Consider the following 14,230-nt stretch of genomic DNA (forward strand, 5'->3'; position numbering starts at 1 on the left):
AAGTATCAAAGCCAGCGGCGCGTTTCTTTGCGGAACAGCATGTAGGCGGCGCCAAACTTGTTCGCCAAGTAAGCTTCTTCGCGTTTGATCACGCCGTAGTGCAGCGTCAGGAACACGGGGATCGTAATAATCACCCCCCATTCCAGATTCCAGAAAATGCTGGTGCTCAAAAAGAAAATGACCATACCGAGATAGATTGGGTTACGGGTCAGCTTGTAGATGCCTGAATTGACCAAAAACAATGCGGGTTTGTGCGGTTCAACATGCGTGTCATGTTTGCGCAACTCTGTGACCCCCAAAATGGCAATCGAAACGCCAACAAGCGCCAATATTGCGCTGAATCCCGTTTGGAATTTGGATTGAAATGCCGGTGCCAGAAACACAATCGGCAGCAGCCATTCCAGCAATATTGCCAGCACAAAACCAATCAATAGAAGAAGCGGTGGAAAAATCACCCCATTGGGATTGTCGCGTGTGTGTTCACTCATCTCATCCCCTTTCTGCACGTCCTGCGTGCATCTGAGATGAAATTATCGACCCTTGACCACCACATTGTCAATTAGGCGCACGCCATCCAAAAACGCCGCGACGAAAAGGCGGGCAGGCCGGTCAAATTCTGTCATTGGCGACAAGTCGTCGGCACTCCGCATTTCAAGATAATCAATGCCTTCAAAGCCCGCATCTAGCAGCTTTTTCTCAGCCAATTGAATTGCAGAAACTACCTCGTTTCCTGAATCAATTTGCGCAGCAGTTTCGCTAAGTGTTTGAAACAGCACAGGTGCCAGCACACGACCATTGTCGCTCAGCCGCACATTTCGTGATGACATGGCCAAGCCGTCATCTTCACGTAAAATCGGACAACCAACAATCTCCACCGGGATATTGAGGTCTTTGACAAAGCGATTGATCACCGCCAATTGCTGATAATCTTTCTGCCCAAAATAGGCTGTATCCGGTAACACCTGCAGTAAAAGCTTTGTGACCACCGTCGCAACGCCATCAAAGTGCCCTGGGCGTGTCGCGCCGCAAAGCCCCTCGCTTACCCCTTCAACAGTTACCTTGGTGTCAGAGCCATCGGCATACATCTCGTCAACTTGAGGCGCCCAAACAATGTCCACACCCAAAGGCTCAAGCAGCGCCACATCGGTTGCTTCGTCGCGCGGATATTTCTCTAAGTCGTTTGGGTCATTGAATTGTGTTGGATTTACAAAAATCGACACCACAACCGCGTCATTAGCTGCCCCTGCAGCTCGCACCAAACTCAAATGGCCTTCGTGCAAAGCCCCCATTGTCGGCACCAGTCCGACTGTCTTTCCCGCCTTGCGCAACGCGCCAATTTGCGCGCGTAATTCATTGACAGTGCGAACGATCAACGGTTTCATTTCTTGTCCGCATATACGTGGTCAGCCGCCGGGAAAGCGCGTGAGCGCACATCTTGCGCATATTCTGCAATTGCTTTTTCTGCATCGGCGCCCAAGTCCGCGAAGCGCTTCACAAACTTAGGTTTGAAATCCTGGAACATGCCCAACATATCATCGATGACCAGCACTTGACCGTCGCACTGGTTGGATGCGCCAATACCAATGGTTGGAATGTCCAACAATTTGGTTGCTTCATTGGCCAACTCTTCTGTGACCATTTCCAGAACCACACAAAACGCACCGGCATCTTGCACTGCTTTCGCATCGTCAAGCACTCGCTGACGATCTTCGCCGCGGCCTTGCACGGCATAGCCACCAATTCCTTTAACGGACTGAGGCGTTAGACCCACATGCGCCATTACGGGGATGCCGCGCGTGGTCAAAAAGTCGATGGTTTCCGCCATATGCGCGCCGCCTTCAAGCTTGATGGCGGTGCAGTCAGTTTCTTGCATGATATACGCAGCGGTTTCAAACGCCTGCTCGGGGCTGGCCTCATAGCTGCCAAACGGCATGTCTACCACCACAAGCGCATGGTCCGCGCCGCGTCGCACGGCTTGGCCATGCATAACCATCATCTCAACGCTAACGCTTTGGGTAGAGGGGAGGCCATGCAGCACCATGCCGACGCTGTCACCAACAAGGACTAAATCGCAATGCTTGTCCGCCATTTTGGCGATAGGGGTTGTATAGGCCGCGATGCACACAATGGGCTCGCCGCCCTTCATGTCCAAAATTTTCTTGGCGCTCATGGGTTTCTTGCTGGTTGACGCACTCATATTGGTTCCCGATTGACCGAACAAACATTAGGCTCAACCCCACACCGAGCCAATCGCCTAAATAGAGCGGATCGCCAAATAAATCAACAAATGCTGTTTAGGCTTTAGGCGCACAATAAATGTCGTGCAACGTCTCCAGCACTGATTCTACCTCCGCTGATGCCAGCGAATAGTGAATCACATTGCCTTGCCGTCTTGTCGTTACCAGCCGCAATGCACGCAGCTTGCCCAAATGTTGTGAAAGTGCCGGTTGGCTAAGGCCCACCAGCTCCACAAGTTCGGTCACCGGCTTTTCACAGCCAACAAGATTGCACAAAATTGCCAAGCGTTTAGCATTAGCCATAGCGCCGAGTAATTCGGCGGCCTGGTCAGCATTTTTTTCAAGTTCTTCAATGTTCATGTTGACTATATTAGAATATAAGCATATAGAAATGCAAGGGATGATTTTCTGCCCTTTGTAGGCAGTGTGTAAAGCGAGGTAAAGAGAACTATGACGGAATTTACGCCGTTGGAAGCAATCTTGGGGGGCAGCCTGATTGGGCTCGCTTCTGTTTTGCTTATGGCCTTTCACGGTCGTATTGCCGGTATGACCGGTATTTTGGCAGGTATTTTGCCACCTATCCAAGCCGATTGGGCTTGGCGGGCGACATTCCTGCTTGGCGCAATTGCTGGACCGGTTGCGGTTTCCGCAATCACCGGCACTGCGGTTCCATTTGAAAATCCTGTTTCACTCGGCGCGGTAATCGTTGGCGGTTTCATTGTCGGTGTTGGTGTCAATTATGGCTCAGGATGTACATCTGGTCACGGTGTCTGCGGCATGGCGCGCCTTTCGCTGCGCTCAATCACCGCAACAGCGACCTTTATGGCCGCAACATTTATCACCGTCTATGTGGTGCGCCACATTCTAGGAGGGATCTAAAATGAAACTGATCTCAACCTTTATCATTGGGCTGATTTTTGGCATCGGCATTACTGTGGGTGGCATGGCCAACCCAGCAAAAGTGATCAATTTCTTCGATGTTGCTGGCACTTGGGATCCGAGCTTGTTGCTCGTGATGGTTTCGGCGTTAGTGGTAACCGCAGTCGGCTATTACTTCGTTTTGAAACGCCCGCATCCAGTGTTTGAAGATGTGTTTTCGCTGCCTGCAGCAAAACAAATTGATTTGCCACTCATCGCTGGTTCAACCGCGTTTGGCGTGGGTTGGGGCATCACCGGATTTTGCCCAGGTGGCTCAATTCCGGCCCTTGGTTTGGCCATTCCAGACCCATTCATTTTTGTCGGCTCAATGATTGTCGGCATCACATTGGCGAAATTCTTGCGCGGAAGAAACGCGTTCAAGACCGTCAAAACACACAACTAAGAAATAGGAGCGATTTATGATCGAGCCACTACCATTTACACCGCAACTTGATGTGCAACCTACTGTCACGGCGTTCTTTGATGAACCGACAAACACCATCTCGTATGTGGTCCAAGATCCAACCAGCAACAAATGCGCCGTAATCGATTCCGTGATGGATATTGACTATGCCGCAGGTCGGATTTCCTACGGTGGAGCCGATCAGATCATCAAGTTCATCAAAGAAAATGAACTTGAATTGGAGTGGCTGATCGAAACCCATGTGCACGCGGACCATTTGTCTGGAGCTCCTTATATCCAGGGCAAATTGGGCGGCAAATTGGGCATTGGTGAAAACATCACCATTGTGCAAGACGTTTTTGGAAAAGTGTTCAATGAGGGCACCGAATTCCAACGCGACGGCTCGCAGTTCGATCAGCTCTTCACAGATGGGGATAGCTATCAAATCGGCAATCTCACCGCATATGTTATGCATACGCCGGGCCACACACCCGCTTGTATGACGCACACAATTGGCAATGCCGCATTTGTTGGCGACACATTGTTTATGCCAGATGGAGGCTCGGCGCGTGCCGACTTCCCAGGTGGTAATGCACGCACTCTATATCGTTCGGTAAAACGCGTGTTGCAACTTCCTGATGAAACGCGATTGTTCATGTGCCACGACTATGGTCCAAATGGTCGCGACATTCAGTGGGAAACTTCGGTAGCTGAAGAGCGAAACCACAATATCCACGTTAAAGACGGCATTTCTGAAGATGAATTTGTGAAGATGCGCGAAGAGCGCGACGCTTCGTTGGATATGCCAAAACTCATCATTCCCTCACTGCAGGTGAACATGCGTGCTGGCAAAATGCCCCCAGCGGATGAGCAAGGCGACGTGTTCTTCAAAGTTCCAGTGAACAAGCTCTAATTTATGCAAACCATTGTTTCTGTTTTCAAACCTTTGGCAGCGCCTTTCAAGGCGTTCGCCAAATTCAAGGAGCGTATGTCCAAAATGAACATCAAACGCATCACCGACGAGTTTTATATTTCCGGCCAGGTTGGCTTTTCTGATCTACCCACATTGGCCGAACAGGGCGTAAAATCTATCATTTGCGCCCGTCCAGACGACGAAGAAGGCAACCAACCACGATTTGCTGACATTGCTCGCGAAGCCAAAGCCTTGGGGATTGAAGCCCTGCATGTGCCTATTCGCCCCGGCCAAGCATGTGGTGCCGATGTCGACAAGTTCGCCAAAGGCTATTTCGATATGCCCAAACCCATTCTTGGCTATTGCCGTTCAGGCATGCGCGCGCATTCTTTGTGGGAGCTCAACCAAGAAGCGACCGCAATGCATGTGCCAATGGGTAAATAACATCTAATGCGGGATCACGCCATGTCACCAATCATCAAGCGATTGAAAAAGCTGCCAATTTTTGATTGGGGCAGCAAATATAATGGCGACGTGCTCACCAGCGATTTGGTTGCTGCGATCATCGTCACAATCATGCTGATCCCGCAAAGCTTGGCCTATGCTTTGTTGGCGGGCTTGCCGCCACAAATGGGCCTTTACGCTTCCATTCTGCCATTGCTGGCATATGCATTGTTTGGCTCCAGCCGCACACTTGCGGTTGGCCCGGTTGCGGTGATCTCCCTTATGACCGCCGCAGCTGTTGGCAAGCTCGCCTTGCAGGGGACCGAAGAATATATATTTGCCGCCATGGCGCTCGCGCTAATTTCTGGCCTGATGCTGTTGGTCATGGGGTTGTTGCGCCTCGGCTTCATGGCAAATTTTTTGTCGCATCCGGTGATATCAGGCTTCATTACGGCATCTGGCATCATCATTGCGACGTCGCAGCTCAAGCACATTTTGGGCATCGATGCGCACGGGCATAATCTATATGAATTGCTCACCTCAATTGTTGCTCATCTTCACCAGGTAAACCCCTTCACATTGGCAATTGGTGTCGTTGCCACAGCCTTTTTGTTCTGGGTGCGGAAGGGCTTAAAGCCATGGTTGCTATATTTGGGATTGAAGCCGCGTCTTGCTGATATTTTGGCAAAAACAGGGCCCGTATTTGCGGTTGCTGCAACAACATTGGTCGCATTTGGCTTTGGACTTGGCGGGCAGGGCGTTGCGCTGGTTGGCGAGGTGCCCCAAGGTTTGCCGGGCCTTCAAGTGCCCAAACTAGATTTAGAATTGGTGTTTTCGCTGGCGGGCTCTGCCGCTCTCATCTCCATTATTGGGTTTGTTGAATCGGTTTCGGTTGCCCAAACCCTTGCGGCCAAGCGCCGCCAGCGGATCGAACCCAACCAAGAACTGATTGGCCTTGGCGCATCCAACGTTGCTTCCGCTTTCGGCGGTGGTTATCCCGTCACAGGGGGCTTTGCGCGCTCAGTGGTCAATTTTGACGCTGGCGCGGAAACTCCAGCAGCTGGTGCTTTTACTGCCGTTGGTATTGCATTGGCGACCGTGTTTCTAACGCCACTATTGTTCTTTTTACCCAAGGCGACTTTGGCCGCTACCATCATTGTCGCGGTGATGACTTTGGTTGATTTCTCGATCCTAAAGCGCACGTGGAACTATTCCAAAGCTGACTTTGCAGCTGTTGCGACGACGATGGCGATTACGTTGCTATTCGGTGTTGAACTGGGCGTTACGACTGGTGTTTTGGTGTCCGTTGCCGTGCATCTCTATAAGACATCTCGTCCGCACGCGGCGATTGTTGGATTGGTGGAAGGCACCGAGCATTTTCGCAATATAGACCGCCATGATGTGCGCACCAATCCGCATGTCTTGTCACTTCGTGTTGATGAAAGCCTTTACTTTGCCAATGCCCGTTTCCTTGAAGATCGCGTCTACGATCTGGTCGCGGATCGCCCCGAACTCAAACATGTGATTTTGATGTGCCCAGCCGTCAACGAAATTGACACTTCGGCACTTGAAAGCCTTGAGGCAATTAATGAACGCCTCGACTCTTTGGGCGTGAAACTTCACTTCTCCGAGATCAAAGGACCAGTGATGGATAAGCTGAAACGCACAGATTTTATGCATCATCTGACAGGGCAGATATTCCTCAGCCAATACCAAGCAATTTGCGCTGTGGCGCCGGAAACGTGCACCCAAACTACTTTGGCCAATGCCGCACAAGGTAACGCCAAGTAACGAAACCGCACCGAAACTGACGGATTTCGCACGGGCTGCATTTGACAAGTCATCAAATATCGTAATTATCCCCGTACACCTTAGACTAAGGTAGTATGCTCACCTAATTGCGGAAATCATGATGGCGAATGACAAATTGACAGTATCGCTGGCGCAAATTGCGCCGGTTTGGCTCGATCGCGACAGGACCATCGAAAAAGTAGTTCAGTACGCTGCTGATGCAGCGACGAAAGGCGCAGATCTGGTCACATTTGGCGAGGCTTTGGTGCCCGGATATCCGTTTTGGGTTGAGTTGACAGATGGCGCAAGGTTCAATTCGCCTGCTCAAAAGAAGATGTACGCGCACTATCTTGAGCAAGGTGTTGTTGTAGAGCGCGGTGACTTGGATGCGCTTTGTAAGGTCTGCGCGCAAAACAACATGGCGGCCTATGTCGGTATTATGGAGCGCGCGCCCGACCGCGGCGGTCATAGCCTCTACTGTTCACTAGTGCACATCAGTCGCGACGGGCAAATTGCCTCTGTGCACCGCAAATTGCAGCCAACATACGAAGAGCGTTTGGTGTGGGCACAAGGTGATGGGCATGGTTTGCAAGTGCATAAACTTGGTGAATTCCAAGTTGGCGGCTTGAACTGTTACGAGAACTGGTTGCCTTTGGCGCGTGCCGCACTTTATGGACAGGGCGAAGATCTGCGCGTGGCCGTTTGGCCCGGCGGGCTGCACAATACAAAAGACATTACGCGCTTTATCGCGCTTGAAAGCCGCTCCTATGTGGTTTCCGTTTCTGGGCTATTGCGCCCAAGTGATATTCCTTCCTGTACCCATTTTTACGACGAACTGACCACGAATGCCCCAGAGCATTTTGCCGATGGTGGATCTGCAGTCGCTGGGCCAGACGGCAACTGGGTGTTGGAACCACAAGTCGGTGACGAGGGCATTTACACTGTTGAATTGGACCACGCTCGAGTGCGCGAGGAACGACAGAACTTAGATATTGTTGGACATTATTCTCGTCCCGATATCACGCAATTGAACGTAAATCGACAACGCCAATCTACCGTCAAAATTGATGACGGAGCTGAAAACTAGGATCACTACATGAAACGCTCCACAATTAATCAGATCATCCGTGAGGGTGACGAATTCATCCGCTCGTTTGGCTATATCATGCCACCATTTGCCTATTGGACACCGGGGCAAATGAAAGACCGCGCCGACGATATGCAAGGGCTGATCAAAGCCGGAATGGGCTGGGACATCACCGATTACGGCCAAGGTAAATTCGACGAGCTTGGCCTTTTTCTGTTCACCACCCGCAATGGTGATGCAGCAGATCTGACCAAGGGCACGGGCATGCTATATGCTGAGAAGATTATGATCTCGCGCAAAGATCAAATCTCGCCAATGCACCGGCACAATGTGAAGGCTGAGGATATTATCAACCGGGGTGGGGGCACACTGACGCTCGAACTCTTTTCGCCTGCTGAGGATGGATCGATCGACGAAAAAGCTGATGTGACGGTGCCTGTGGATGGTGTGATGCGCACCTTGCCTGCCGGCGGCATTTTGCGGCTTGATCCGGGCGAAAGCGTTACGTTGATGCCAGGCATCTGGCACGCATTTTGGGGCGAGGGCGCTGACGTCTTGATCGGCGAAGTCTCCACCGTGAACGACGATAAAACCGACAATGTGTTCCGCGACCCAATCGGTCGGTTCTCGACAATCGAAGAAGATGAAGACCCGCTTTATCTTTTGGTCAGCGACTACGACAAGTATTTCGGCTAGGTCCAAATCTGTTACAACAATTGCCGCAGATTGCATTTTACGGTTGCGCGTACCCTTGAAATTTATCAAGGTGCGCGCAATTGATGGGCGATTGTCCATCCCAATTGAATGAGTTCCAACAAGGAACCGCATAGGGTTTAAAATGCATTCATCTCTCAAAGTGCTGGTCGTTGGATCAGCCATTTCGCTATTGTCAGCAGCGACTGTTGCAGCAGCGGAATACAATTTCAAACTCCACCATTTTCTTGGCGCAACTTCGCCATCGCACACCGAAACCATTGAGCCATGGGCCCGCGCTGTTGAAGCAGCATCAGGCGGCAAAGTTAGCATCGAAATTTTCCCTTCAATGTCTTTGGGGGGCCGCCCGCCTGAACTTGTGGGCCAAGCACGTGATGGCGTGGTCGACATCATATGGACAGTGAACGGCTATACGCCGGGCGTGTTCCCACGCACCGAAGTTTTCGAATTGCCATTTGTGCACACCAACAATCCTGGCGCGACCAATCTTGCCATGGCCGAATTGTTCGACGCTGAATTGCGTGATGAATATAAGGGCCTTGAAGTGATGTTTTTGCATGTGCATGGCGGCAACGGTTTGCACACGGTTGATACGCCCGTTCATGCGCCTGCAGATGTGAAGGGCCTCAAAATCCGCACCCCTTCGCGTACCGGGGCTTGGACCATCGAAGCACTTGGCGCATCGGCCGCAGCAATGCCTGTGCCAGCACTACCGCAAGCTCTGGCCACCAAGGCGGTGGATGCCGCATTTGTGCCGTGGGAAATTATCCCTGCACTGAAATTGCAACAGCAAACCAAATATCAAATCGAGGGCGCTGATGGCGTGCGGTTTGGCACGCTTGTGTTCCAAATGTCGATGAACCATGAGCGCTGGAGCGGTTTGCCAGATGACGTAAGGCAAGCATTCCGCGCGGCGTCTGACGAAAAATGGCTGGCGCATTTAGGCGATGTCTGGGCGCAAACCGACACCAAAGGTATCGCCATGGCGGTCGAAGCGGGCAACACGCACATCGTGCTAGATCAGACGCAAACTGATGCATTTGAAACGGCATTGAAACCCGTAATTGAGCGCTGGGTTGAAGAAGCAAATAGCGCCGGAATTGATGGTGCAGATTTGTTGAGCAAAGCCAAAGCCGCAATTGCCAAGCACGGGCAATAAGGCGTAAGCTTTTCATCAACGCAATATAACAGATGGTGAGGGAGCGCCGACTATGGCGCTCCTTGTTTTTGAACTTATGAAAATAATCCTTGTTCGCCATGGTCGTCCTGAAATTGATCTCACCGCTCTTAATAAAGACTGGGTGACGGCGAATGAATTTGGCCAAGTCGTAAGCGCCTACCAACAAAGCGATTTAGCGGATGATGAACAGCCACCAGCGGACGTTGTGCAAGTTGCGGCGACCTGCCAAGTCTTTGTGTCGAGCACATTGCGGCGCGCGGTTTCTTCCTGTGAAGCGCTGGGCGTGTCCAAAGTGTCACACGCGGATCCGGTTTTTGACGAAGCGTCTATGCCATTTGCCAACTGGAAATTTGTTCGACTGCCAATTGGTGTGTGGAGCGTGTTGTTTCGCATTGGCTGGATGATGGGCTTCCACCAAAATGCCGAGCGTGTGCGAGATATTGGAAACCGTGCGCACAAAGCCGCGCAATCTCTGGTTGATCAGGCGCAACAACATGGCGACGTTATGCTGATCGGGCATGGCATCATCAACCGAATGATCGCCAACCATTTGGCCAACAATCACTGGCGCATGATGTCATCCAATGGCGATGACTACTGGTCGTTCACCGTATACGAAGACCATTTAAGCACGCAGGACGAAGCGCCTTTGCGCCTCTAGCGAAGGCCAAAATGGTAATTATGGTGCGATGCGCGAGGCGTTTGACGTCTCTATGAATGCGCTAAATATGTGTGAGACGCTTCAACGCCTCGCGCGGCCAAATCTCTGCGAGTGCAAGCAAATACCCCGAGGGGCTAAACCCATTTATCCTCTTAGCTACATCATGATCCGTTGATCGATCATTTGAGAAGCTTTTTTTTGAACCGCCTTCGCGGTCTTGCGACCGCTTCCCCGGCCCCGTGAGGCAAAAAAACTTCCAAGAACGGCTTCAACTTGCCGCCCGATGATTTACGCCTGCCTTCGGTGTCAGACTGGACATATGCTTGCCAAGCGAGCAACTGCGACCAGCAGCTCATTTAGCCAGCTTTTTCTAATTGTTGCCAATCGACCCCAACACCGCGTCCGCTGTTCGCATGGGTCTTTGAAAAAGCTGTAGGTAGCATAAGCCATGAAAAAGGGGCGGGGGTAACTTTCCACGCCCTTTCTTGATTTTCAGTTTCCGCTGGCTGCCAAATTACGGCGTTTTAGACGGCCCGTTGTTCAGGAAACCTAACGAATAGCGCTATTTTCGTTTCATTACGCAGGTCTGCATCGATTTCTTCGGCGCTTTCGGGAACAATTTTGCAATAATCGTCATTTCTTTAACGGTCGACTTGCGTGAATTTGGGGGGCGCGTGGTTGGCGTGCAGGTCTTGCCGTCCTTGGCGTCACAACCATTTGGGCTACAATCCCAGAAATTGCCATTGGCAAAAGACCCACATCCACAAATGCAAATTTCACCACCGCCTGCGCTACCGCCGCTATTTGGGCACTCAAATTGATCGTAATTGGTGGTGTCTTCACTCATTACTGGGGTTGCAATCAATGCCAGCGACATTGCTGCAATGATGGAAAGGGACTTGAGCCACATAGTAATCTCCTCATTTTCCTCGTTGTTTCAACGGTCCCATAATTTTCTGAAATTTCTTGAAAGTAGATATCTCAAATTCTCACCTGTCGTTTGCCGCGCTGTTAACTGTTAGGCGTCGACAAAAACTTGCTAGATAGTTTCATTTGTAACTGATATCGTTTAAACGCGAGGCGCTTTTTTTGGAAAGCGGCAATGAACAAAGATATCACCGAGAAGTTTGCCGATGATGCGGTAATCAAACTCGACTATGTGAAGCGAAACCCACTGGGGTTTCTCATTCTCACCATAATGGCCGGTGCCTATGTGGGCGTCGGCATTGCGTTGATCCTAACCGTGGGCAACGATGTTGACCCCGCGTCACGCAAATTGGTGATGGGTGCGTTGTTTGGCATCACGCTAACCCTGATCGTGTTTGCCGGTGCGGAGCTTTTCTCCGGCCGCATCATGTTTATGACGTTTGGATATTTCTACAAGAAAATGTCCGCATTCTCGGTTGTGAAAGACTGGTTCATCTGTTGGTGGGGCAACCTTGTTGGCGCGATGGCGCTTTCCATTCTTGTGGTTGCTGGCAATGGTGGCGGTTGGGTCGGCGAAGAGGCGTCGCTGGTGCACCAAATCGCTGACGCAAAGATGAATAGCACGGTGCTTGAGCTGCTGGCCCGTGCCATATTGTGCAACTGGCTTATTTGCCTTGCCATCTGGATGACCGCTCGCGCTAAAGATGACACCGCAAAATGCATATTGATATTTTGGTGTCTATTTGCCTTTGTCGCCGCCGGGTTCGAGCATTCCATAGCCAACATGACGGTGTTCACCATCTCATTGCTCACCACCCACCCTGACAGTGTGACCATTTGGGGCGGTGTATACAATTTGGCTTGGGTCTCTGTGGGTAATGTCATCGGCGGTGCGGGCTTTATTGGCGTCGCCTATTATTTGACTGCTGTGCCGCTGTTTGGGGCGGGGCGATAACTATACCCGAAAGCTGATGAGGCTTCCGCTGACATTCGGTGTGTACCAGCTGCAATTCAATTTGCTGCAAAAGGTCAGGCATGCGGGCAGTAGCCATCAGCGTGGACTTGGTTTAGCTTGGCCAAAAAGCATTTTGGAGTGTGCGAAAACGTGATCAAGCCCAAGCAGGTTTTCAATCAGTTCTTATCGAAGATCCCATCCATAAGCCGCGTTTATCAGGATTTTGCTGTTCTGCCTTGGTACTTTGCGATGCGCTTGCTAATGGTCGCGCTACTTGGTGCGGTCTATGCGCAAGTTAAATCCAATCTGAGTGTAGGCAACGAGCCGATATACGATTTCGGCATTTTGGCTCAGGCGGTTGATCTGAGTGCAGTCTTGTCCTTGCTGCTGGCTGTCGCTCTATTGGTCCTGTCGTTTATTTTCGAGCGCAACATCATCATTTTTTATTTCGCCCAACGCTATCAGGACGAAAGAATTAGTGCGGCTAAATTATTACGCGGATTTGTCGGTACCTTGCCCCGTCAGGTTAAATTGTTCCTGCTCGAATATGTCATCTATTTTGGCCTTCTCGTCTTTGTGTTGATGGTTGGCGGACTGCTGTTCTTGATGTTCGACCTAAGTGCGTGGCTTTTCTTGTTCTTACTGCCCGTTTTGCTCGTTGGTTTTCTTTTGTGGGCGCGAACATTTTTGGCGTTCATCTTTGCGTTGTTCAACTTGTTCTCGGCGGACGTAAAAAAACCAACCGTTTTCGCCGAATTGGCAAGTGGGGTGCCACGCGGTATCCTGTTTAAATGCGTTCGGATTTGGATTTTCTACCTTGTTCTTGGACTGCTTTTTGCTGGACTAGCAGCTGCAATCACCACGGCAGTGCCCTGGATAATCGATATTTTGAGTTGGGGTGGCGTTGAACTGTTCTTGTTGGTGTTGCTCATCTCAACAATGGCGGCTCTTAGCGTTTTGGTCGCTAGTATTCTGTCGGTTTTTTCATATGGCGACACAATCCAAGTGCTGACCGATAAGGAACCGCCGGCGCCCAGCGTAAACAGAAAAAGCGTGTTCTTTCAGAAGTTGAGCATCATCGGGCCAGTGCTGGTCTTTCTGGTTGTAATTGGCAGTATGACCATAACAGGCGTTTACAACGCAAAGCCTTTGGTGGCGCTAACAGATGCTGAACGGCAGGTGCTTGCACATCGCGGCGCGTCAATTAATAAGGTGCAGAACTCACTGGCGGCATTCGAAGCAGCTGTTGGTAAGGCTGACTATATTGAACTCGACGTTCAGATTACCAAAGATGGAAAGATCATTGTATTTCATGATCCAAACTTTGAAGACCTCACTGGAGAGGTCGGCATTCCATCGCAAAGAGAATACGCCGAAATAGCAACCTACACAGTGTCCGAGGACAAGGTTGTCGACGGGGAGGATGTTGTACTTAGCGCCAAAATTCCTTTGTTGGAAGATGTGTTTGAAGCGGTTGGTGACGACATTGCCTTCGCTGTCGAAATTAAGAACACAGCCCCAGAGCGCATGGAAGAATTGGTTCGCGAAACCATTCGGCTCATGCGCAAATATGATCAGCAGGAAAAGTCCTTTGTAATTTCCCTTGATTACAACGTGCTACTAGAGGTTCAAAAGATCGCACCTGAGATCCGCCGAGGGATCATTCTGACGGTAAGCGTTACCCCTCCTGAAGCGTATGACGTCGATATCTATTTCCTAAATGCGCTCACAAGTTCTTTTAACCAAATGCGCCAAATACACAGCTTGGGCCGTAAGGCCTATTTCTGGACATTTGCGGGGCTCGAGCAGGATTTTCAACGAGAATTCTTTATGGGGGCCGATGGGTTTATCGCCGATGACCCAACATATGCCCGACGACTGACGCAAAACTATTTGGAACTACCTGTGACGAGAAAGATCATCAACATCCTGTCGACATTTACAGAATGACTTTCAAGATCGGAGAGGGTAGCTGCCAGATCGCTTGAACAGTGATTGCG

16 protein-coding genes are annotated in these 14,230 nt (G+C 50.8%); 11 read left to right on the forward strand and 5 right to left on the reverse strand.

The features are described 5' to 3' along the window. Positions 1 to 5: 5 nt before the first annotated feature. The 4 genes from QQL65_RS11100 to QQL65_RS11115 all read right to left on the reverse strand — a co-directional run bounded on the left by QQL65_RS11100 (position 6) and on the right by QQL65_RS11115 (position 2,597). Positions 6 to 488 (reverse strand): methyltransferase family protein, encoded by a 483-nt coding sequence (locus QQL65_RS11100; RefSeq protein ID WP_284364513.1) that lies wholly within the window; start codon positions 486 to 488, stop codon positions 6 to 8. A 42-nt stretch (positions 489 to 530) separates the two neighbouring features. Then, positions 531 to 1,382 (reverse strand): pantoate--beta-alanine ligase, encoded by an 852-nt coding sequence (panC, locus tag QQL65_RS11105; protein ID WP_284364515.1) that lies wholly within the window; start codon positions 1,380 to 1,382, stop codon positions 531 to 533. Next, positions 1,379 to 2,197, reverse strand: coding sequence for a 3-methyl-2-oxobutanoate hydroxymethyltransferase (gene panB / locus QQL65_RS11110; protein ID WP_379863365.1), 819 nt, complete (start codon positions 2,195 to 2,197; stop codon positions 1,379 to 1,381). Before panB ends, panC begins: the two co-directional genes overlap by 4 nt. 97 nt (positions 2,198 to 2,294) lie before the next feature. Next, positions 2,295 to 2,597 carry an ArsR/SmtB family transcription factor gene (locus QQL65_RS11115; protein WP_284364518.1) on the reverse strand — a complete coding sequence of 101 codons (303 nt, stop codon included), beginning with the start codon at positions 2,595 to 2,597 and terminating at the stop codon, positions 2,295 to 2,297. 90 nt (positions 2,598 to 2,687) lie between these two features. Between QQL65_RS11115 and QQL65_RS11120 the strand changes: the two genes are divergently transcribed. The 9 genes from QQL65_RS11120 (at position 2,688) to QQL65_RS11160 (ending at position 10,348) form a co-directional block, all read left to right on the forward strand. After that, complete coding sequence (locus QQL65_RS11120) at positions 2,688 to 3,116, forward strand: YeeE/YedE family protein (RefSeq protein WP_284364519.1); 429 nt, start codon at positions 2,688 to 2,690, stop codon at positions 3,114 to 3,116. Position 3,117: 1 nt separating this feature from the next. After that, complete coding sequence (locus QQL65_RS11125; RefSeq protein WP_284364523.1) at positions 3,118 to 3,558, forward strand: DUF6691 family protein; 441 nt, start codon at positions 3,118 to 3,120, stop codon at positions 3,556 to 3,558. A 16-nt stretch (positions 3,559 to 3,574) separates the two neighbouring features. Beyond that, positions 3,575 to 4,471 carry an MBL fold metallo-hydrolase gene (locus QQL65_RS11130; RefSeq protein ID WP_284364526.1) on the forward strand — a complete coding sequence of 299 codons (897 nt, stop codon included), beginning with the start codon at positions 3,575 to 3,577 and terminating at the stop codon, positions 4,469 to 4,471. Between the two features lie 75 nt (positions 4,472 to 4,546). After that, positions 4,547 to 4,915, forward strand: coding sequence for a protein tyrosine phosphatase family protein (locus tag QQL65_RS11135; RefSeq protein ID WP_284364528.1), 369 nt, complete (start codon positions 4,547 to 4,549; stop codon positions 4,913 to 4,915). A gap of 21 nt (positions 4,916 to 4,936) precedes the next feature. Next, positions 4,937 to 6,706: a SulP family inorganic anion transporter gene (locus QQL65_RS11140; RefSeq protein ID WP_284364530.1), complete on the forward strand. Its 1,770-nt coding sequence runs from the start codon at positions 4,937 to 4,939 to the stop codon at positions 6,704 to 6,706. Positions 6,707 to 6,824: 118 nt separating this feature from the next. Further along, positions 6,825 to 7,793: a carbon-nitrogen hydrolase family protein gene (locus QQL65_RS11145; protein WP_284364533.1), complete on the forward strand. Its 969-nt coding sequence runs from the start codon at positions 6,825 to 6,827 to the stop codon at positions 7,791 to 7,793. A gap of 9 nt (positions 7,794 to 7,802) precedes the next feature. Further along, positions 7,803 to 8,489, forward strand: a complete 687-nt coding sequence (locus QQL65_RS11150; RefSeq protein WP_284364534.1) for a D-lyxose/D-mannose family sugar isomerase — start codon at positions 7,803 to 7,805, stop codon at positions 8,487 to 8,489. A gap of 142 nt (positions 8,490 to 8,631) precedes the next feature. Beyond that, the gene (locus QQL65_RS11155) at positions 8,632 to 9,666 is read left to right on the forward strand and encodes a TRAP transporter substrate-binding protein (RefSeq protein ID WP_284364537.1); all 1,035 of its coding nucleotides are present in this window, start codon (positions 8,632 to 8,634) and stop codon (positions 9,664 to 9,666) included. A 52-nt stretch (positions 9,667 to 9,718) separates the two neighbouring features. Beyond that, positions 9,719 to 10,348 (forward strand): histidine phosphatase family protein, encoded by a 630-nt coding sequence (locus QQL65_RS11160; protein WP_284364541.1) that lies wholly within the window; start codon positions 9,719 to 9,721, stop codon positions 10,346 to 10,348. Between the two features lie 562 nt (positions 10,349 to 10,910). Here the strand turns inward: QQL65_RS11160 and QQL65_RS11165 are convergent. Further along, complete coding sequence (locus tag QQL65_RS11165) at positions 10,911 to 11,258, reverse strand: hypothetical protein (protein ID WP_284364542.1); 348 nt, start codon at positions 11,256 to 11,258, stop codon at positions 10,911 to 10,913. A 192-nt stretch (positions 11,259 to 11,450) separates the two neighbouring features. On the opposite strand from QQL65_RS11165, the gene QQL65_RS11170 reads away from it, so the two are divergent. Both QQL65_RS11170 and QQL65_RS11175 read left to right on the forward strand, forming a co-directional pair. Continuing rightward, a complete protein-coding gene (locus tag QQL65_RS11170; protein WP_284364543.1) occupies positions 11,451 to 12,230 on the forward strand; it encodes a formate/nitrite transporter family protein in 780 nt (259 codons plus the stop codon). A gap of 150 nt (positions 12,231 to 12,380) precedes the next feature. Next, complete coding sequence (locus QQL65_RS11175; RefSeq protein WP_284364545.1) at positions 12,381 to 14,180, forward strand: glycerophosphodiester phosphodiesterase family protein; 1,800 nt, start codon at positions 12,381 to 12,383, stop codon at positions 14,178 to 14,180. Positions 14,181 to 14,230: the final 50 nt, after the last annotated feature.

The sequence above is a fragment of the Maritalea porphyrae genome, from assembly GCF_030159895.1.
Lineage (GTDB): Bacteria > Pseudomonadota > Alphaproteobacteria > Rhizobiales > Devosiaceae > Maritalea > Maritalea porphyrae.

Coding starts and splice junctions, on each gene's coding strand:
- QQL65_RS11100 (WP_284364513.1), bottom strand. CDS start 488: ATGAGTGAACACACACGCGACAATCCCAATGGGGTGATTTTTCCACCG.
- panC (WP_284364515.1), bottom strand. CDS start 1,382: ATGAAACCGTTGATCGTTCGCACTGTCAATGAATTACGCGCGCAAATT.
- panB (WP_379863365.1), bottom strand. CDS start 2,197: ATGAGTGCGTCAACCAGCAAGAAACCCATGAGCGCCAAGAAAATTTTG.
- QQL65_RS11115 (WP_284364518.1), bottom strand. CDS start 2,597: ATGAACATTGAAGAACTTGAAAAAAATGCTGACCAGGCCGCCGAATTA.
- QQL65_RS11120 (WP_284364519.1), top strand. CDS start 2,688: ATGACGGAATTTACGCCGTTGGAAGCAATCTTGGGGGGCAGCCTGATT.
- QQL65_RS11125 (WP_284364523.1), top strand. CDS start 3,118: ATGAAACTGATCTCAACCTTTATCATTGGGCTGATTTTTGGCATCGGC.
- QQL65_RS11130 (WP_284364526.1), top strand. CDS start 3,575: ATGATCGAGCCACTACCATTTACACCGCAACTTGATGTGCAACCTACT.
- QQL65_RS11135 (WP_284364528.1), top strand. CDS start 4,547: ATGTCCAAAATGAACATCAAACGCATCACCGACGAGTTTTATATTTCC.
- QQL65_RS11140 (WP_284364530.1), top strand. CDS start 4,937: ATGTCACCAATCATCAAGCGATTGAAAAAGCTGCCAATTTTTGATTGG.
- QQL65_RS11145 (WP_284364533.1), top strand. CDS start 6,825: ATGATGGCGAATGACAAATTGACAGTATCGCTGGCGCAAATTGCGCCG.
- QQL65_RS11150 (WP_284364534.1), top strand. CDS start 7,803: ATGAAACGCTCCACAATTAATCAGATCATCCGTGAGGGTGACGAATTC.
- QQL65_RS11155 (WP_284364537.1), top strand. CDS start 8,632: ATGCATTCATCTCTCAAAGTGCTGGTCGTTGGATCAGCCATTTCGCTA.
- QQL65_RS11160 (WP_284364541.1), top strand. CDS start 9,719: ATGGCGCTCCTTGTTTTTGAACTTATGAAAATAATCCTTGTTCGCCAT.
- QQL65_RS11165 (WP_284364542.1), bottom strand. CDS start 11,258: ATGTGGCTCAAGTCCCTTTCCATCATTGCAGCAATGTCGCTGGCATTG.
- QQL65_RS11170 (WP_284364543.1), top strand. CDS start 11,451: ATGAACAAAGATATCACCGAGAAGTTTGCCGATGATGCGGTAATCAAA.